Source organism: Corynebacterium glucuronolyticum DSM 44120, assembly GCF_030440595.1.
Lineage (GTDB): Bacteria > Actinomycetota > Actinomycetes > Mycobacteriales > Mycobacteriaceae > Corynebacterium > Corynebacterium glucuronolyticum.
In genome coordinates this window covers 1911832-1931930 of sequence record NZ_CP047452.1, presented here as the reverse complement: position 1 = coordinate 1931930, position 20099 = coordinate 1911832, and the positions used below count along the sequence as shown (strand labels likewise).

At 57.8% G+C, this 20099-nt stretch carries 16 protein-coding genes; 14 read left to right on the top strand and 2 right to left on the bottom strand.

The annotated features are described in order from the left end of the window. Nucleotides 1-43: 43 nt before the first annotated feature. A complete protein-coding gene (asnB, locus tag CGLUCO_RS08470; RefSeq protein ID WP_084036216.1) occupies nt 44-1969 on the bottom strand; it encodes an asparagine synthase (glutamine-hydrolyzing) in 1926 nt (641 codons plus the stop codon). Between the two features lie 751 nt (nt 1970-2720). Between asnB and ctaC the strand changes: the two genes are divergently transcribed. The 13 genes from ctaC to CGLUCO_RS08405 all read left to right on the top strand — a co-directional run bounded on the left by ctaC (nt 2721) and on the right by CGLUCO_RS08405 (nt 17364). Beyond that, nucleotides 2721-3863 (top strand): aa3-type cytochrome oxidase subunit II, encoded by a 1143-nt coding sequence (ctaC, locus tag CGLUCO_RS08465; protein WP_198481393.1) that lies wholly within the window; start codon nt 2721-2723, stop codon nt 3861-3863. A gap of 18 nt (nt 3864-3881) precedes the next feature. Beyond that, entirely contained in the window at nt 3882-4313 is a 432-nt protein-coding gene (gene ctaF / locus CGLUCO_RS08460; protein WP_005389430.1) for an aa3-type cytochrome oxidase subunit IV, read from the top strand. 510 nt (nt 4314-4823) lie between these two features. After that, complete coding sequence (gene ctaE / locus CGLUCO_RS08455; protein WP_141759623.1) at nt 4824-5438, top strand: aa3-type cytochrome oxidase subunit III; 615 nt, start codon at nt 4824-4826, stop codon at nt 5436-5438. Nucleotides 5439-5533: 95 nt separating this feature from the next. Then, nucleotides 5534-6421, top strand: coding sequence for a cytochrome bc1 complex diheme cytochrome c subunit (qcrC, locus tag CGLUCO_RS08450; RefSeq protein ID WP_005389433.1), 888 nt, complete (start codon nt 5534-5536; stop codon nt 6419-6421). After that, nucleotides 6418-7629, top strand: coding sequence for a cytochrome bc1 complex Rieske iron-sulfur subunit (gene qcrA, locus CGLUCO_RS08445; RefSeq protein ID WP_005389434.1), 1212 nt, complete (start codon nt 6418-6420; stop codon nt 7627-7629). Before qcrC ends, qcrA begins: the two co-directional genes overlap by 4 nt. Further along, complete coding sequence (gene qcrB, locus CGLUCO_RS08440; RefSeq protein ID WP_005395484.1) at nt 7626-9269, top strand: cytochrome bc1 complex cytochrome b subunit; 1644 nt, start codon at nt 7626-7628, stop codon at nt 9267-9269. Before qcrA ends, qcrB begins: the two co-directional genes overlap by 4 nt. Before the next feature lie 948 nt (nt 9270-10217). Further along, entirely contained in the window at nt 10218-10841 is a 624-nt protein-coding gene (locus tag CGLUCO_RS08435) for a C40 family peptidase (protein ID WP_034989501.1), read from the top strand. A 459-nt stretch (nt 10842-11300) separates the two neighbouring features. Continuing rightward, complete coding sequence (locus CGLUCO_RS08430) at nt 11301-12266, top strand: NlpC/P60 family protein (RefSeq protein WP_005395488.1); 966 nt, start codon at nt 11301-11303, stop codon at nt 12264-12266. Nucleotides 12267-12269: 3 nt separating this feature from the next. Then, nucleotides 12270-13352, top strand: coding sequence for a glycosyltransferase family 4 protein (locus CGLUCO_RS08425; protein ID WP_084036214.1), 1083 nt, complete (start codon nt 12270-12272; stop codon nt 13350-13352). Between the two features lie 49 nt (nt 13353-13401). Beyond that, complete coding sequence (locus CGLUCO_RS08420; protein ID WP_005395491.1) at nt 13402-14364, top strand: ROK family protein; 963 nt, start codon at nt 13402-13404, stop codon at nt 14362-14364. A gap of 31 nt (nt 14365-14395) precedes the next feature. After that, nucleotides 14396-15130, top strand: coding sequence for a lysophospholipid acyltransferase family protein (locus CGLUCO_RS08415; protein ID WP_005389442.1), 735 nt, complete (start codon nt 14396-14398; stop codon nt 15128-15130). 263 nt (nt 15131-15393) lie between these two features. After that, nucleotides 15394-15900 (top strand): polyadenylate-specific 3'-exoribonuclease AS, encoded by a 507-nt coding sequence (locus tag CGLUCO_RS08410; protein WP_005389443.1) that lies wholly within the window; start codon nt 15394-15396, stop codon nt 15898-15900. A gap of 66 nt (nt 15901-15966) precedes the next feature. Then, on the top strand, nt 15967-17364 hold the full coding sequence (locus CGLUCO_RS08405; protein ID WP_005389444.1) for a class II 3-deoxy-7-phosphoheptulonate synthase: 1398 nt from the start codon (nt 15967-15969) through the stop codon (nt 17362-17364). Nucleotides 17365-17380: 16 nt separating this feature from the next. Here CGLUCO_RS08405 and pknB read toward each other — a convergent pair whose 3' ends face one another. Then, on the bottom strand, nt 17381-19513 hold the full coding sequence (pknB, locus tag CGLUCO_RS08400; protein ID WP_084036213.1) for a Stk1 family PASTA domain-containing Ser/Thr kinase: 2133 nt from the start codon (nt 19511-19513) through the stop codon (nt 17381-17383). Nucleotides 19514-19580: 67 nt separating this feature from the next. On the opposite strand from pknB, the gene CGLUCO_RS08395 reads away from it, so the two are divergent. Then, nucleotides 19581-19949: an Rv2175c family DNA-binding protein gene (locus CGLUCO_RS08395; RefSeq protein WP_196793919.1), complete on the top strand. Its 369-nt coding sequence runs from the start codon at nt 19581-19583 to the stop codon at nt 19947-19949. Nucleotides 19950-20099: the final 150 nt, after the last annotated feature.

Below are 20099 nucleotides of genomic sequence, written 5' to 3'. Positions count from 1 at the left end.
AATGCCCCTGGTGTACGTCCACCAGGGGCATTTTCCATTCTGTTTAGAGTTCTACGGGGTACTCGCGGCGCTCTACACCTGGGTCGATTCGCTTTTCGACGAAAATTCCGTGCCAGATCATGAATGAAATGATCGTCCAGAGACGGCGGGAGTGTTCGGCCTCGCCACGCCGGTGCTCCTCCAACATGGCAAGAACCGCAGACTTATCAAAGAGATGATCGGTTTGCGATGCCGTGATCTGTTCCTTTGCCCACCCGTACAGCTCGTCGCCTGCCAGCCAGTACTTCATCGGTACCGGGAAACCCAGCTTCTTCCTGTTGAGAACGTGCGCAGGAACGATCTGTTTGAGTGCCTGGCGCAACGCATACTTCGTCGTTCCGTGCGAGACCTTCAGCGTGTGCGGAATGTGCTCGGCAACGCGGAACACCTCCCGGTCAAGGAACGGGACACGCAACTCCAGCGAATTGGCCATCGTGATCTTGTCGGCCTTAACAAGGATGTCGCCCCGCAGCCACGTGAACAAATCAAGGTGCTGCATCCGGGCTACCGGATCCATGTCACGGGACTTGGCGTAAATCGGCGCGGTCACCTCGCGGTGATCCCACTCCGGCTTCGCCCAGGGCATGACGCGCTTGATCTGTTCGAAGTTAAAGGAGCGCGCGTTGCCGTAGTAGCGCGTCTCCATCGGCTGGGTGCCACGGAGAAGGAGTGACTTGCCACGGACTCCATCCGGCAACGCTTTACCCACTGCGCGCAGACCCTTAAGGAGAGGACCCGGGACGTACTCGAATGGCTTGAGAGAAAGGGGCTCCTTGTAGATGGTGTAGCCACCGAACAACTCGTCCGAGCCTTCGCCTGACAGGACCACTTTAACGTGCTTGCGAGCCTCGGCTGCAACAAAATACAGCGGCACGAGCGAGGGGTCGGCGACAGGGTCATCGAGGTACCAGATGATGCGCGGGAAGGCCTCTGCGTACTCTTCCGGCGAAACAATCTTGACGATATGCTCAACGCCAATCGCTTCGGCAGATTCCGCAGCAACATCAACTTCTGAATAGCCTTCCCGTTCGAACCCGGTGGTAAAGGTGAGCAGGTTCGGGTTGTGGCGCTTTGCAAGAGCAGCGATCGCGGTGGAGTCGATGCCACCGGAGAGGAAAGACCCGACAGTAACGTCAGCGCGCATGTGCTTCTCGACACTGTCTTCCAGCGCCTTCGCGATCGAATCAAAAAGTTTCTGCTCTTCACCGGCAGGCACAGGAGTGACGTTGAACTTCGGCTCGAAGTGGCGCTGTTGGTTGATAGCGGAATCAGTAACCGACAAGGTGACGGAACAACCCGACTCCACGCGACGGATATTGGCATGGAGGCTTTCGGGCTCCGGCACGTACTGGAGGTCAACGTAGTGTTCCAGGGCTCGCCGATCGAGGGAAAGATCGAGTCCCAGCTCCGGAGCCATCTCGAGGATGGATTTCTTCTCAGATGAAAAGACAGTGCCGACTTCAGTCTGTGCGATGTACAGCGGCTTGATGCCAAACTGGTCGCGGGCAGCGAACACGGTCCGCTTTTCCGAATCCCAGATGACGATGGCGAACATGCCACGCAGATGAGTGACAACATCTTCACCCCAGTGGTGGTAGCCGACGACAATCGGTTCTCCGTCACCTTCAGTATTAAAGGTATAACCCAAAGCAGAGAGCTCTTCCCGCAACTCGATGTAGTTGTAGATCTCGCCGTTGAAGGTCATTGTGTACCGCGTCGGGTTATCTTCTGGGCCCCACTGCAGCGGCTGGTGCGAGTGTGCGAGATCGATGATGGAGAGCCGGTTGAATCCGAATACCACGTGGTCGTCGTTCCAGGTTCCGACTGCGTCGGGCCCACGGTGATACATGCAGGGAAGCGCCCGCTCTACCGCCGGCACTAACTCGCTTGAGTTCCCAGACGGGACAAGTAAACCCAAAAGTCCACACATGCGGTTGAGATCTCCTTTAACAATTAATCGAAGCTTTCTTACCTCACCTATTTACCGGCGAGGGTGGGTGGCAGCGGTACGTTGTGGGACCGGCTGCCGAACTGTAGTGAAAGTCTACCCGTGACGCGGGAGAGGCTTTAGCTTCCCTCTCCTCAGCGTCCGGCTCGTCCGTGCAACTGACTATTCCCTTACACGCGCGCCGCCAGTGTCGCGCCGCCAGTGTCGCGCCGCCAGTGTCGCGCCGCCAGTGTCGCGCCGTCACGTGTCGTGCCGTCACACGCCCCGCCGTCACATTACGCACCACGAGGTTCTCCTCACGGATCTATGCCTACGGGAGGTAGGGGCAAGGATCCTGTGGGACGGCGCCCGGCTATCGGCGCGAGGGAGGGGGCGCTGCGGAATCGAAGTGGGGTCAGATGTCTGGAATGTGGGGGTGGAATGGTGCAAAATTGCTTGTAGGTAGCCAAAACCAACCTTGGGGCTACACCTTCAACCTTTGGGCTACACCCGTTCATGGGTAGACGATCGGCGAGACATTTGTGACCTGGGTCACGGTTGAAGCTCGGGTAACCGTGGCGGAGGCGGTAAACATGCAGCGCCGTGCCGTGTGAAGAGCGAAAACGTACTTTCGATTGATACCGAATCCACCCTGTAAACGGTGTGGATTCTGTTTCCATTTGCGATACGCTGCATAGATAGAAATGAACCTTTGAGAGTTCTATGAGTTTTGTACATAGGAAGGCAGACACACGTGGAACAGCGAAAGAAGCGCGGTTTTGGCCGCAACATGCTGCTGGCTGGAATGCTCGGTGCCAGCGGCCTTGCGCTCGCTGGTTGTGATGTAACTCCTCCTGGTGGCGCTGTAGGAAAATTCCTGCGCATGGGCTGGCCAGAGGGCATTACGCCGGAGGCGACCGAGGTCGGAAACTTCTGGGTCTGGGTTTGGGTAACCGCCTGGACGATCGGCATCATTATGTGGGCGTTGATGTTGTGGAACGTTTTCTTTAACACCGCCAAGCGCGCAAAGAAGGCCGGTAAGGGTGAGCTCCCGAAGCAGCTGCAGTACAATATCCCGCTGGAAATCGTCCTGACAATTATCCCGATCACCATCGTCTCTGTGCTGTTCTTCTTCACGGTGCAGGCTCAGGATCAGGTCAACGCTCTGGATAAAAACCCGAAGGTGACGGTGGATATCACTGGCTTCCAGTGGAACTGGAAGTTCGGCTACGCCAACGTTGCAGCTGACCTTTCCCCGACCGGTCAGGACTACGTCGGAACCGATGAGGCTAGGACGAAGGCAGCTGAGGAGTCCGCTTACGAGCGCGACGCCGACGGCAACATCAAGACGAAGCACCTTCCGAACGGCGAAGAGTACCAGTGGGGTGGCCCGGTTCACGGCAAGTCCCGCGATGATCGCTCCTACCTCCACTTCAACAAGATCGAGACCGTAGGTGCATCCGACGAGGTTCCGGTTCTCGTGCTCCCGAGCCAGACCCCGCTCGAGTTCCGTCTCGCTTCTGCGGACGTATCGCACTCCTTCTGGGTTCCTGAGTTCCTGTTCAAACGCGACGTCTACGCTAACCCCGAGGCTAACAACTCGGTGAACCGCTTCCAGATCGAAAAGATCGAGGAGGAGGGCGCATTCGTTGGTCGCTGCGCTGAGATGTGTGGTACCTACCACGCCATGATGAACTTTGAGGTTCGCGTTGTCAGTCCCGAGAAGTTCAAGCAGTACCTTGAGTACCGCACTGCGAACCCCGAGGCTCCGAACTCCGAGGCTCTTAAGGCGATTGGTGAAGATCCGTACTCCACCAGTACCCGCCCGTTCCTCACTGAGCGCGATGGAACCCGTGGCATTGAGTCCAACACTTTCGATTACGCGGCAAACAAATAGGAAAGGTCTGTAGAAGAAATGAAAAGCACAGCACGTATTTTCTACGGTTTGACCATCTTCCTGGTGGTTATGTCCATCATCTACTTCCTCGCCGTTATGTACGTTGAGGATGCAGGCTACCACACCGGAATCGAATGGGGCGGTGGCACTGCTCTGGTCGTATCCGCACTGATGACTCTTATGCTTGGCGCCTACTTCCACTTCACGGAAGCTCGCCAGGACGTTCTCCCGGAGGATTGGGAGGACGCAGAGACGGAAGACGGTGCCGGCCTGTACGGCTTCTTCTCCACGAGCTCCATCTGGCCGATCGCAATGTCTGGTTCGATCCTCGTTCTCGGACTTGGCATCATCTACATGCACTACTGGCTCATCGTTCTTGGTGCCGTGCTCCTGATCTTCACGGTGTTCAAATTGAACCTGCAGTACGGCATCCCGAAGGAAAGCCACTAGTTTCTCTTAGCGAAGGCTAGGTACAATCCGCAAAAGCGGACGAACTCCTTAGGTTTCAGACCCCCGCCCTCCGGCGGGGGTTTTGTCGTATGAAAAAGGAAATAGTTCCCCGTGGCGCGAAAAAATTTATATGGGGGTGAACCGGCTTGCTTTTCCAGGGAAAACTGCAGGTCGGTGTGGGGTAAACAAAAGTTTGAGAGGCGGCTTCTGGCCGATTTCGACGGTGTGAGAAATGTCACAGTGAAATTGGGAGAATTCCCGGCGTTTTTGCCAGACTTTTTGCTCGGTGGATGAGGAGAGCGGTGGGGTGGAGAAAAATAAGATTCCACTTCTTCCGTCTAGCAGGGGGAATATAGAGGTCGGAGACGGGAGGAAAAAGTTCCCCGCCGAAAAAGATGAAGGGGAGGAGTCCTGCGCGTCAACCAGGTATGCAACTTTCGTTGTGATTGGCCTGATATGGGAGGGTGGAGCGGGTCGAATTAGGGGCCGGAATCGACAATACTAATGGTTGTGACAAGCGCAGTTGGAAATAATACGGCAGCACCACGGCGTGTTGCGGCGCTGAACCGTCCGAATATGGTCAGCGTCGGCACCGTTGTGTTCCTGTCTCAAGAGTTAATGTTCTTTGCTGGTTTGTTCGCGATGTACTTCGTCTCGCGAGCAAACGGCCTTAAGAGCGGTACATGGGATTACGGCCCGGCTCACCTGAACGTGCCGTTTGCCCTGTCAATCACGGTCATCCTGGTGGCAAGTTCGTTCACCGCGCAGATGGGCGTGTTCGCCGCTGAACGAGGAGACGTCTTTGGTCTTCGTCGTTGGTACCTTCTCTCGGCTCTCATGGGAACGATCTTCCTTGTTGGCCAGATGAAAGAGTACATAACGCTCGTTGGCCACGGACTCACCATCCAGAGCAGCGTTTACGGCTCGGTGTTCTTCATCACCACGGGCTTCCACGCAGCTCACGTGTTGGCTGGCGTCCTCGCCTTCGTAGTGGTTTTGACGCGTGTATCGCTAGCCAAGTTCACTCCGGCCCAGGCAACGGCCGCAATGGTGGTGTCCTACTACTGGCACTTCGTTGACGTTGTCTGGATTGGTCTGTTCACCACTATTTACTTCATTCAGTAGGCCGTATTGGTCGTTTGAGGTCTGCGGGAGGCTCGCCAACCGTAGACGCGATTTCGGCCTACAGCCATTCACTTTCCATACGAGTTAAAAGGGAAATGATGGATACCACACCACGAAACGCCGACTCGGCTGCTGCCGAGAAGGCGAAAAAGGTTAGGGGCCGTCGGAAGATGAGGCGCACCGCCGCTGGTGGCCTTGCCCTTACCGTCGGTCTCTCCAGCGCTGGCTTGCTCGCCAGTGCCTTGACTCCCGATGCTCAGGTTGCTACCGCTAAGCAGGATCAGCAGGCCCTCATCGTAGAGGGTAAGTCCCTCTACGAGACCTCCTGCGTCTACTGCCACGGAGCTAACCTCCAGGGTGTCGCGGATCGCGGACCTTCACTGATCGGTGTTGGCGAGGGTGCAGCCTATTTCCAGGTTCACTCTGGCCGCATGCCGATGCTCCGCAACGAGGCACAGGCTGCCCGCAAGCCCGCTAAATTTAACGAATCTCAGACGATGGCTCTCGCTGCTTTCGTGGCCGCTAACGGTGGTGGCCCCGAGCTGAAGCGCAACGAGGACGGCTCGATCGCTATGGAATCTCTCCGTGGCGCTTCGACCACCGAGGGTGAGATCCACCCCGAGGATGTCGCCCGCGGTTCGGAACTGTTCCGTATGAACTGTGCCTCCTGCCACAACTTCACTGGTCGTGGCGGAGCGCTTTCCTCCGGTAAGTACGCACCTGGTCTTGACCCTGCCAACGAGCAGGAGCTCTACCAGGCCATGCTGACCGGCCCGCAGAATATGCCCAAATTCTCTGATCGCCAGCTGAGTGAGAACGAGAAGAAGGACATCATCGCTTACATTAAGGCAGCTAAGGAAACCCCGAATCCCGGTGGTTGGACCATTGGTGGTCTCGGCCCGGTAACTGAGGGCATGGTTATGTGGATCGTCGGCATCACAGTTCTTGTCTGCTTCACGATGTGGATTGGAAGCCGCTCATGAGTCACACAGTAAATAATCAGTACAGTTCTGAAGATCTGAAGAACATGTCGCAGGAAGACCTGGCTCGCCTGGGCACGGAGATGGATGGCGTCACCATTGCATACCGCAAGGAACGCTTCCCGATCACGAATGATCCGGCTGAGAAGCGCGCATCGCGCACCGTCGGTTTCTGGCTGGTGCTCGGCATTATTTGCGCACTTGCTTTCCTCGCGATCTACCTCTTCTGGCCGTGGGAGTACAAGGGCCTCGGTCAGGAGGGTATGTGGTGGTACACCTTCTACACACCGTTGCTCGGTGTAACGATGGGCCTGTCCATCATTTCCCTGGCTATCGCCACCGCGCTGTACATTAAGCGTTTCATCCCCGAGGAAATCGCGGTGCAGGAGCGCCACGATGGTCCGTCGGATGAAGTTGACCAGCGCACCCTGACCGCCCTGCTTAACGATTCGTGGGAGACCTCCTCCCTCGGCCGTCGAAAGGTACTCAAGGGCCTCTTCGGCACCGGAGCAGTCCTCGCGGGTATTTCGATCATTGCTCCGCTCGGTGGCATGATCAAGAATCCGTGGAAGCCCGGCAAGCTTGGCATTCAGGGTGACGGCACGCTGTGGACCTCTGGTTGGTCCCTGCTCGACACCCCCGAGGTAGAGAAGATCTACCTGGGTCGTGACACTGGTATCGCGGCCGAGAAGGATGAGCACGGCAACTACCACACCAACGGCCTGGCTCGCCTGGTTCGCGTTCGTCCGGAGGATCTCGCTGCTGGTGGCATGGAGACGGTCTTCCCGCTCCTGCCGGAGGCAGTTATCCGCCACGGCGACAAGACCAAGGACGTGTACGAGGAGCACATGCACTCGATCCACGGCCCGCGTAACGCAGTTATGCTGATTCGCCTTCGTAGCGAAGATGCCAACCGCGTCGTCGAGCGTGAAGGGCAGGAGGATTACCACTTCGGTGATTACTACGCCTACTCCAAGATCTGCACGCACATCGGTTGCCCGACCTCCCTCTACGAGGCTCAGACAAACCGGATCCTGTGCCCGTGCCACCAGTCACAATTCGATGCCTTGCACTACGGCAAGCCTGTGTTTGGTCCTGCCGCACGTGCCCTGCCTCAGCTGCCGATCACGGTGGACGAGGAAGGCTACCTCGTTGCTACGAGGAACTTCAGCGAGCCGGTTGGCCCGGCCTTCTGGGAGCGTGAGTCATGAGTAACAAGCTAGCTACCCGTGCTCGTAACGTCGACGAACGCTACGGTGCCGCCGGGTTTATCCGCACGAACATCAATAAGGTGTTCCCCACCCACTGGTCATTCATGCTCGGCGAGATTGCGCTGTACGCTTTCATCGTCCTGCTGCTGACCGGTATCTACCTCGCACTGTTCTTCGATCCTTCCATTACGAAGGTCATCTACGACGGTGCTTATGCACCGCTTAACGGTGTCGAGATGTCTCGCGCCTACGAGACAGCGCTGAACCTCTCCTTCGAGGTTCGTGGCGGCCTCTTCATCCGCCAGATGCACCACTGGGCTGCTCTGCTGTTCAGCGTTGCCATCTTCGTCCACATGTTCCGCATCTTCTTCACCGGTGCATTCCGTCGTCCCCGTGAGGCCAACTGGCTCATCGGTGTGACCCTGCTCCTCCTCTGCATGGTTGAGGGCTTCATGGGTTACTCCCTCCCGGACGATCTGCTCTCCGGTGTCGGCCTGCGAATCATGTCCGCGATTATTCTGTCCATCCCGATCATCGGTACGTGGACACACTGGTTCATCTTCGGTGGAGACTTCCCATCTGATCTGATGCTGGACCGCTTCTACATCGCACACGTCCTGCTCGTTCCTGGCATTATCCTTGCCCTGATCGCAGCTCACGTTGCACTTGTATGGTTCCAGAAGCACACGCAGTACCCGGGCCCCGGCCGCACGGAGAACAACGTCATCGGCGTCCGTATTCTGCCCGTATTCGGTACCAAGGCTATCTCCATGGGCCTGTTCACCTTCGGTGTTCTCGCCCTGTTCGCCGGTATCTTCACCATTAACCCGATTTGGAACCTGGGGCCGTACAACCCGTCACAGGTTTCCGCCGGTTCGCAGCCTGATATTTACATGCTGTGGACAGATGGTTTGGCTCGTATCATGCCGCCGTGGGAGCTGTATCTTGGTTCCTATACCATTCCGGCTGTGTTCTGGGTCGCTCTCGTTGCTGGCATCCTGGTTGTCGTTCTGTTCAGCTACCCCTGGATTGAGAAGGCATTCACCGGCGACGATGCACACCACAACATCCTGCAGCGCCCCCGCGATGTGCCTGTGCGCACCTCGCTCGGTGTTGTCGCAATCGCCGCGTGGTTCCTTATGACCCTGTCTGGTGCCAACGACCTCTTCGCTCACTTCGCGCAGATTTCGCTGAACGCCATGACCTGGTTTGGTCGCATCGGCTTCGTGGTTCTGCCCCCGGTGATCTACTTCGTCACCTACCGTATCTGCATCGGCCTGCAGCGCTCCGACCGCAAGGTTCTGGAGCACGGCGTGGAGACTGGTGTCATTTACCAGACGCCTGAGGGCAGCTTCGTTGAGCTGCACCAGCCGCTTGGCCCGACCGATGAGCACGGTCACCAGATCCCGCTGGAGTACCAGGGTGCTGCTGTGCCGAAGCGCGCCAGCCAGCTGGGCTACTCCGGTCGCCCGGGTCGTGGCTCCTGGCTCAAGGCTGACAGCCCGGAGATCGCAGCGAAGGCTAAGGAGATCGAGGAAGCGAACGATCGCGAGCGGTTCGAGACTCTGTCTGAGCTCAACCGTAGGGCCGCCGAGGAAGGCGACTCCCGCAACGTGCTTCGTCGCGGCGACTCTAAGTAGCACTCAGCGCTTGGCACACTGCCAGTAGTTCGCTACTAAGGCCAGAGCCCTCGTCACTCTGTGACGAGGGCTCCTTTTTATGTCTGTAACGGATGATCCCATCTAGTCCACGGCGGAAAACACATACCGCCACTGTATATATATAGAGCACGAATAGTCTCGTATTTTGAAAGGCTCCTCGAGAATAGAAGCCTCCTAGACAAAGGTGACTCTGCGACAAATTGAAATCCTTCAGGCACAGGTGCCTTCAGGCTGCCCCCGGGGTCTGCAGGAAGCAACGGGGGCAATGAACGATAGGTGGACGGCTAAGTCAGCCGACTAAGGGGATAGCCGCTGACTAAAGGGGAGGGCTGCCGGATTGGGCGGGCGGTTGCCGAATCAGGCCTACGGTTGCCGGCTAGGGGGCAGAAGTGGCTGAGGGGACAGGTGGATGGTACGCAGGAGGCTAAGGGGAAACCTAGACAAACGGCAGGGGAGACTGCCGTGGGAGGCCCTAAGGTAACGAGAATGTTAACAAGAATGCGGTGTGTGGGATATTCCGCACGGTGTACATAAAGTGAGGTATGACACATAAAAGAGGGTTGGTTGTCATAACCGGATCTACGGTGCTAATTCTGGTAAATGCCAGTTCAGGGCATGGTCTAGGGGTGTGGTGGGGTGGAAGTGGTTAGTGTTACTTGGTGGTTGGAGGAGTGTTTTTATTGCCGGGTGTTTGTAAAAATCATCGCCGTTGGCGTTTCGGGTTGCGTTAGTTTGTGACCATTTTGTAACCTAATTGAGACCAAAGCGTTTTGTGGGTTTGGGTATGCCCTTTCCACTTGCGCCAAACGAACCGAAGCCCCGCTACGGGATCCTGAAGGAATGTCATCCGCCAGGTTGACCGTCGCAAGCTGGAAGCTGATTGAATCGGCTTTCAGTGGGCCCAAGAGAAATTTGGAGAAAACATCCGTGGGTAAGCACACTAAGGCATCGAATAAAGCTGTACGTTACGGTTCAGCTGCTTCGGCGCTCGCCGTCGGTGCGACGGCCGTCATCACCCAGCCTGCAACTGCCGCTCAGGTTACCGTACCGAACAGCAATATCACCTTCGAGGTGCAGGGTCTGGAGAACGTTCCGAACATCAACCAGGTGCCCGGAATCACCGATTGGGTTCCTTCCCTGAACCAGCAGGCTGCCACTGTTGACTACTCCGCCACTGTCAACGCTCCTGCTGCTCCGCCGGCAAAGCCTGTGGGCAATCAGATCGTCGATGCTGCAGCAACCAAGCTTGGTTCGCCGTACCAGTACGGTGCAACTGGCCCCAATGCTTTCGACTGCTCGGGCCTGACTACCTGGGCGTATGCGCAGGTGGGCAAGCAAATTCCGCGCACCTCTTATGCGCAGGCTGCTCAGGGCACCCCGGTTTCCCGTGACCAGCTTCAGCCTGGCGATATTATCGCCTTCTATGCCGGTGCATCCCATGTCGGTATCTACACCGGTCACGGGACCGTCATACACGCTCTCAACTATGGCACCCCGCTTTCTGAAACGTCTATTGACTACATGCCGTTCCACTCTGCAGTTCGGTTCTAAAAAAGCTTTTAGGAGCCCCCTGTTGCCTTCGGGTAGCAGGGGGCTTTTTGGGGGATCTCTTTCTTTTGTATTTTGGGTGATGGTGGGGTCGTGGTCAATCGATGGTTTGAACGCGCCTTTCTGTTGCCTGTGAAGATATTCACGCACGTCACAACTGTAACTCTAGGTATCTCAATTCTCTTTCGCCCCGGCTGGCTAAGTGCGGAAACGTATATAGTTCATCCTGTATACGTGCTACAACGTCGCGTTATGCGGGATTAGAGAAAACATAGCTAGAATCTTCTCGAGCAGTGGTTACTCGAGGGAAGAAAGAGTGCGGTGAACTTCGTGGATGACCTTAGGTGCAGCACAGGCAGCGGACGGCGCAAGGGGAAACATCGCGCGCGTTTGCATCGCCAGCTTTCACTACCCACCCGCGTAACGGCCATGGTACTTGGGGGATTTCTCGTTGTGCCACCAATGGATGCCCCGCGTGCAGCGGCGGATCCAGCGGATGTACAGCAGATCATCGACGACTTGGAAGCCACCTCCCGGGATGTTGAAGCCTATAATGAGCAGATTGAAGCGACGCAGGTAACCCTTGAAGATGAGGAACGGCGTGTTGAGGAGCACCAAGCTCGTCGCGCCGAAGCTCGTGCACACGCTGAAGCCTTGAAAGCCGAGGCTGACCGCAAGCGCGAATCCGTTAACCAGGTGGCGCTGACACGCTACAAGGTGGGGAACGGGGACATCGTTGCCAAACTCTGGTTCTCGGACAACCCCCAAGAAGTTATCGAGAAGCGTTCCTATCTCAACGCCTTGCGCGATAAAGCAGAAAATCAAGCGAAGGATGCTGCGCGCCAGACCCGCCTCGCGGCAGATCAGTTTGCTGATGTCGAATCGGCTGAGGCCACTGCTCGCTTCGAGATCGAGCAGCTGCGTAAGAAGCAACAGGATCTGGAAAAGGAACGCGAAGCTCTCAAAGTCCGCACTGATGAAATTCGGGCTCGCGTCGACGCTCTGAGTCCTGAGGACCGCCAGGTGTGGATTGAGAAGGATGGGCCAGTGGCCTATTCGCTTGACGGCATTACCGGCACCAACCCGGTGGGAATGGCGGCCCTTGAGGCCGCAATGAGCAAAATCGGTTCGCCTTACGAGTGGGGTGGGATCGGACCAGGTGCCTTTGACTGCTCGGGACTTATGTACTGGGCTTACCAGCAGCAGGGAATCACGATTCCCAGGACCTCGAGCGCGCAGATGGCTGGCGGGACACCAATCTCTCGCGAGGAATTGCAGCCCGGCGACATCGTTGGGTATTACGCGGGTGCGAGCCACGTAGGGATGTACGCCGGCAATGGCATGATCGTCCATGCCTCCGATTACGGTATCCCCGTCCAAGTTGTGCCGATCGATAACGCGCCGATTTACGGCTACCGGCGCTACTAGCGCATGTCTAACGTTCTCGTTGTCACGAACGATTTCCCGCCCACAGTTGGCGGGATTCAGAGCTATGTGCGGGATTTCGTGTCGCTTCTTGATCCCTCGACTGTCCATGTGTTGACCTCTACACAGGATGAGAGAGAAGCGAGAAAATACGACTCGAGTGTGCCCTACACCGTTCACCGAATGAGGCAAACGGTCTTGCTTCCCACTCCGTCTGTCGTCCGTTCGATGGCGCGCATCATCACGGCGTACAGAATCGACGTGGTGTGGTTCGGAGCAGCAGCGCCACTAGGCCTGCTAGCCAACGTTGCACGCACGGCGGGTGCCAAGAAAATCGTCGCCTCTACCCATGGCCACGAAGTCGGGTGGACGCTCATCCCAGGTGCCCGTCAGCTCGTGCGGAAAATTTCCGCCGATGTCGATGTTGTCACCTACATTTCCGAGTACACCCGGGCTCAGTTGGAACCAGCTCTTTCGTCATCCACGCGCTACGTTCGCATGCCGTCAGGCGTTGACATCCACCGGTTCACCCCGGGGCTGGGGTATGACCACGCAGGCGAGCTGTGGGTTGTTTGTGTTTCGCGTCTCGTGCAGCGAAAGGGGCAGGATTGGCTCATCCGATCCGTCTCCTCTCTCGCTCATATTTTTCCCGTGCGCCTCATCATCGTTGGGGAAGGGCCGGACTCGAATCGTCTCGGACGACTCGCCGACGGGCTTCCAGTGACCTTTACTGGGCGGGTAGATCGTTCTGCCATGGTCGAGTACATTCGCTCCGCTGATGTCTTCGCTATGCCTGCCCGCACACGGCTTGGCGGCCTCGATGTGGAAGGCCTTGGGATCGTCTACCTGGAGGCGCAGGCGTGCGGGATACCTGTCATTGCGGGTGCGTCCGGTGGTGCACCCGAAACGATCACTGAAGACACCGGATTCGTTGCCCACTCACCAGAGGAGCTCACGGCGCAATTGAAGGAGCTATTAGGTGATTCGGAACTCCGTGCGCGGCTGGGGCGAGCCGGCCGGGAATATGTGGAACGAGAATGGAGTTGGGAGAAGATAGGAAAAATAGCTCAGCACGTCTTGGCGCTATAATCGACTTTTACATTCGCGCAAAGAGGAAACTCTGGAGGTTCACCTACCAATGATGAGTACGAAAGCTCCCCTCACTCTGGGGTTTGACATTGGAGGAACGAATCTTAGAGGGGCAGTGGTAGATCGCAACGGCACTATCCTCGATTCAGCGCAGATTCCCACACCGTCGTCCGAGGACATGATGGAGAGAGGAATCGTGCATGTTGCCAACAAACTGCGAGCATCGTGGGATATCGAGGCGTGTGGTTTGGCTATCGCCGGCTTTATCGACCCGGATCTAGAAACAGTCTCCTACGGCCCGCACGTCCCGTGGCGCAACGCCCCCGTGCGTGAGCGGCTTGAAAGCAAGCTTGGCATCCCCGTGCGCATCGAGCACGATGCAAACTCTGCGGCGTGGGGAGAATATCGATTCGGTGCCGCTATGCAGGCGCGCACATGGGTACTGTTCGCCATCGGAACGGGAATCGGTGCCACCTTGATGGTTGACGGGAACATTTACCGCGGTGCGTTCGGTGTTGCTCCGGAGTTCGGGCACCTCGTTGTGGTGCCCGGTGGGCGTTCATGTTCCTGTGGCAAGAACGGGTGCCTGGAACGTTACTGCTCTGGTACGGCCTTGGAGGAAACTGCGCGTGAGGTGATTGGATGTGCGCAGTTTGAGGAGTCGGAGCTCGCTAGGGCCTACCGTGACGAGCCTGAAAAACTCAGCGGTCGCGTCATTATGGCGGCAGCGAAACGGGGCGATCCGGCGGCTCTCGCCGTGGTGAACAACTTCGCAATGTGGTTGGGGCATGGGTTGAGCATCGTCTCTGATGTCCTCGATCCGGAACTCATCGTTATCGCCGGGGGCGTCGCAGACGAGGCCACGTTGTACCTGGATAAGGCGCAGGAAGTGTACTCGGAGTCCATTGTCGGTGCCGGTTTTAGGAGACTTGCGAGACTGAAGACCGCGGAATTGGGCTCTGCGGCGGGTATGATCGGTGTATCCGACCTCGCCCGCGAGGCCGTTGTGTAACCGTAGATCCCATCTAATTTAGGATTGTTTCATGCATAACAAGTGGTATTCGCTGTTTAAATCTATTCTTGGGCCGTTTTTGTACGTGTACAACCGTCCGAAGATTTACCATGCTGAGCGTATCCCCGCCACAGGCCCCGCGATTTTAGCCTCCTCGCACCAGTCTGTGGTGGACTCGTTCTTCCTGCCGTTGTTGTGCCCCCGTCAGATCACCTTCCTGGCGAAGAAGGAGTACTTTGTTGGCGAGGGACTGGTTGGGAAGATCCAGAAGTGGTTCTTCACCTCGGTTGGTCAGATTCCTGTGGACAGGAACTCCTCTGCAGCTAGCGACGCCGCTGTCGAGGCCGCGCGGAACGTGCTGGCGAAAGGTGATCTCTTCGGCATCTACCCGGAGGGAACCCGCAGCCCTGACGGCCGGGTCTATAAGGGTAAGCGTGGTGTTGCGAAGATCGCTTTCGAGACAGGCGAGACGATCATTCCCATCGCGATGCGAGGCTCTGGTCGCGCTAACCCCATCGGATCCTGGTTCCTCCGCCCGGCAAAGGTCGAGGTTGTTGTGTGTGAGCCCATCGATGCAGATGCATTCGCGTCCGCCAAGGGGCTCGAGCCGGGCAGCTACGAGGCGCAGCGTGCCGTCGTGGATCACGTCATGCATGTTCTTGCAGAAGCAGTGGGCACCGATTATGTGGATGTGTACGCAGCTGATGTGAAGAAATCCCTCGCAGCGGGCAAGGGGTACCCGGAGGGGGCAGAGCCCCGCGCGTAGGGCGCGGTGTGCGGTTTTCCGGGTCGTGCTGACGGCTGTGGGGAAGGAGCGCCCACGGCAGTGCGAAGCAGTATGCCACTGCGGAAAAACGGATCGCGTCGCTAGGCAGTACCCCCGATTACCGTGTGTTGTGAATCACATATCGCGCACGCATGGCATTGGGGGGATTACATTGGGGGTTGGAATGTTTACCTAGGCCACCTAGGGTTTTTCCCCATGAAAACCTGTTGGTGTCGCCGTTGTAGAATCTGGACAAAGCCTGCGTGCGCTACTTTTATGACACAGAATTTATAGAAGATGGCTCGACCATCGAATTGATCTCAATCGGCATTGTCGCCGAGGATGGCCGTGAATATTACGCCGTCTCAACCGAGTTCAATGCGGATCGAGCTGGTCATTTTGTGCGTGCCCAGGTGCTTCCCAAGCTCCCGCCACAGGATGATGCTGCGTGGAAACCACTTGCCCAAATTACTGATGAGGTTTATCGCTTTGTTCATTCCGATGGGTCCCGTCCGCAGATGTGGGCGTGGGTGGGGGATTACGATCACATTGTCTTGGCCCAATTATTCGGTGAGATGAAAGACCTGCCGGGGGACATGCCGCGGTTTACGTACGAGCTGAAGCAGTATTGGGAAATGGCTGGCCGCCCGCGCCTGCCCGAGGTGCCACAGGGCAACCACGATGCTCTCGTGGACGCGCGCCACAATCTCGCGAAATTCAACGCGTGCATGGCAGTTCTCCCGTTGTCTGCCCGAAACTCCGCAGTTTAGTCCGCCCAGTGGGACAAAATGGGGCGGAAGTGGTAGTAATTCTTCGGACGTGCTAGGAATTAATGAATGAGTTGGACTGTAGACCTCCCAGTAGACGAGTTGCCAGATCTTCCCCCGCTGCCAGACGGCATTAGGGAACAGTTTGAGGATGTCATTTCGCGCCCCGCCAAACAGCAACCGACCTGGGATAGTCGTGTTGCCTCCCACGTGAGGAAGATTTTGGAGTCGGTGCCTCCCGTTGTCGTGGCGCCGGAAATTCGCACACTTAAGAAGCAATTGCGTGATGTCGCGCTTGGTCGCGCTTTCCTGTTGCAAGGCGGTGATTGCGCGGAGACGTTCGAAACGAACACGGAACCGCACATCAAGGCAAATATTAAGACCCTCCTTCAGATGGCCGTGGTGCTCACCTACGGAGCCTCCACGCCCGTGGTGAAGATGGGCCGTATTGCCGGTCAGTACGCCAAGCCCCGTTCCCAAGACCTGGATTCCAATGGTCTGCCCAACTACCGTGGCGATATCGTCAACGGTATTGAAGCTACACCGGAGGCACGCAAGCACGACCCCGCCCGCATGATCCGTGCGTACGCCAACGCATCGGCGGCGATGAACCTCATCCGTGCGCTGACGCACTCGGGTACGGCTGATCTGCACCGTTTGCACGAGTGGAACCGTGAGTTTGTGCAGAATTCCCCGGCAGGTGCCCGCTACGAGGCCCTCGCTATGGAAATTGAGCACGGCCTGAACTTCATGGATGCCTGTGGCGTGTCCGATTCGACGCTGAACGCTGCGGATATCTTCTGCTCGCACGAGGGGCTGCTGGTGGATTACGAGCGCGCAATGCTGCGTCTGAGTAACAACCCTGAAACGGGCGAACTGGAGCTGTTCGATCTGTCAGCACACCAGCTATGGGTGGGCGAGCGCACGCGTGGGCTTGAGGATTTCCACGTCGCTTTCGCGCGCCTCATTGCTAACCCCGTTGGGATCAAGATCGGCCCCGGGTGCACCCCGGAGGAGGCCGTGGCCTACGCGGAGCGACTTGATCCGAACTTCGAGCCCGGTCGCCTGACGATGGTCGCTCGCATGGGCTACGAAAACGTCCGTACTGTGCTTCCTCCGATCGTGAAGGCTGTCGAGGAAAGCGGTCACAAGGTGATCTGGCAGTCCGACCCGATGCACGGGAACACGTTCACCTCCTCCAACGGCTACAAGACGCGTCACTTTGACAAGGTCATTGATGAGGTTCAGGGCTTCTTCGAAGTGCACCGCTCGTTGGGCACGCACCCAGGTGGCATCCACATCGAGCTGACCGGCGAGGACGTGACCGAGTGCCTTGGTGGTGCGGAGGACATTACGGACGTCGATCTCCCCGGTCGCTACGAGTCGGCGTGCGACCCCCGTCTGAATACGCAGCAGTCGCTCGAGCTCGCCTTCCTTGTTGCGGAGATGCTTCGCAACCACACGTAGGATCGCTGGCTGACGCCTACTTCAACCACACACGGAGGGTATCTTGCTTTTCGACGCTTGTACCCTCCGTTGGTGTTTGTTTGTAGGCTTTCCCGCCGGAGATCCCATACAGCTTGGCGGAAAGCCCGAGGGAACGCAGTGTCTTGTCGATCTCTTCGCGTGACAGACCCGTCAGGTCTGGGACGCGCACCTTGTCGGAGACGACAAGGTCGACTTTGTTGTCCTGCTGCTCCACTCGGGTTCCTGGCTTGGGATACACCGCTTCAATGATGCCGGATTGAGAATCGGCGGTTCCTTCAAATCCGGCCTTTTTGAGGGTCTCAATCCCCTCCGCGACGGTCTTGCCCGTGACATCGGGGACTGTGAGGGCATTTGACACGACGAGGTCGACGGAGGAGCCGGAGCCGGTGGTTTCGTTAGCCTTCGGGGAGGACGCGATGACGGAGCCGCCGGCGACATCTGCGGAAAACTGTTTCGTTGTCTCGCCGAGGTCAAGTCCAGCCTTCTTCAAAGCGTCGATGGCATCCTCCAGCTTTTTTCCTACGAGGTCAGGGATAGTGACGGGCTTCTTGCCTTTGGACAGGTGGATGGTCACCGACGACCCGACGGCTACCTCCGTGCCAGGCTGGGGATTAACTGCAGCGACGAGTCCCTCGGGCACGGTATCGGAGTAGGTCTCTTCGCCAATGACAGGTGTCAGAGTCCGGCTCTTCAGCTGCTGCTCGTATTCCCCGGGGCTCTGCGAGCTCGGGAGCGCGGGAATCGTGGGCTTGCCGAGCGATACATAGAGGACAACGGAGCGACCCCGAACCTCCCGTTCGCCTGTGAGCGGGTCAGTTCCCGTGGCTTGGCCTTTGGGCACATTGTTGTCATAAACCTCGATGACGACCGGCTCAAAGCCGGCGTTATCGATCTGCGTGTATGCCGCATCTTGGTTGAGACCCGTAATGTCCGGCAGCTCGCCATAGCGCCCCGAACCGAACCACCAGCCACCAACGCCGACGGCTGCGGCGATGAGCACGACGACAACAAACCACACGATGAATCGGCCTGTGGAGCGGTTACTTACAGGTTCCGGCTGCGTCTCCGGTTCGGGTTGGCTGGCAGGCTCTGGGGCCTGCACGTAATCGGCAAGCTGATTGTGCTCCTGGCTGGCGGGCATGACAGCAGTTTCGGGGTTTTGTGCCGGGGCAGTGACTGTCGGGAGAACTGCGGTCTCATGACCCGTCCGGGTGAGGACATCGGTGGCGACCGTGAGATTCGATCCTGCGCGTTTGGCGGCGGTGTTCTGCGGGACAGGCACCTCGTATTCAGGTAGTTGCAGTTCGCGGGCGACATCCTCGAGCGCATCGAGGAACTCCTGCGCATCGCTGAACCGTTCTTCTGGTTCCCTCGCCGTCGCAGTGGCGATGAGATGATCAAAGAGGTGGGGGACACCGTCGATAAGCGTGCTCGGGGGCGGGACGATCCCGGTGACGCGGGCTCGGGCATGCTCGTATACATCGTCGCCGGAGAAAGGCGTGCGTCCGGTGAGCAGCTCGAACAAGACGATGCCTGCGGAGTACACGTCGGAGGCCGGGCCGATCGGCTCACCGGTGACTTGTTCGGGGCTGAGGTAGGCTACCGTCCCCGTGATCTTGTGGGAACCCGTGACGCTTGTCGACGCTGCCCGGACGAGCCCGAAATCCGACAGTTTGACCTGGTGGTCGCCGTTGATCAGGATGTTGTCGGGTTTGATGTCCCGGTGCACCATTCCGGCTCGGTGGGCGAGGGACAGGGCCGTCAGCACAGGAATCATGACAGCGGTGGCAGCATGCGGGGGCATTGGCCCGCGCTCAGCCGTGAGCTCGCGGAGGGTGCCTCCGGTGATGAGCTCCATGATGAGGAAGTCGTACGCCCCGTCGGAGCCCGTGTCGTACACGTTGACCAGGCACGGGTGACTGAGCTGTGCCATCGCCCTTGCCTCGCGCTTAAAGTGCGAACGGGCGGCAGGGTCAGCGGACAACTCGGGGGAGAGCACTTTTGCAGCCACGTTTCGCCCCAGGCGCGTGTCGACGCAGCGGTAGACCGTGGACATTCCACCACGTGCGATCGGGCGTTCAACGCGGTAGCGACCGTCAAGTAGTTCTCCATTGCGAGGGCCATTCATGCCTCAAGTATTGCTTATATCGGTCCCCCCATGCCATTTAGGGGCGGGCATAAGGTACGTTAGGGGTGTGAGTTCAGTACCAGTTTCTGAAAACGTCCTGCCGGAAGGCGAACCCCTCTACACTCTTGACGAGGTAGCCGACCTGCTCAATGTCCCCTTCAGCCGTGTGAAGCAGCTGCTCAAAGATCACAAGGTGATCGCCGTCAAGTCCGGCAAACAGCTGTGTATTCCCAAGCGTTTCTTCAACGGCGATGACACTCTTAACAAGCACGTCACCGGAGCAATCACCGTGTTAGCAGACGGTGGCTACAACGATGAGGAAATTCTCCGCTACTTCTTCACCGAAGACGAGACCCTTCCCGGTCGTCCTGTCGATGCCTTCCATGGTCACCTCGCCCGCGAAGTACTTCGCCGTGCGCAGGCCATGGCCTTTTAAGAACACGGGGTGTCAACGCCCTCGCTACAGCCTGTGGGGGGGAGAGCGACACCCGTCAATGCATGGGAATAGACGGTGGCCGTAATAGGAACGGCCACCTCTTCTATGCACACGTATGAAGCCCATTCGTGGCCAGCACAGGGGATGGTC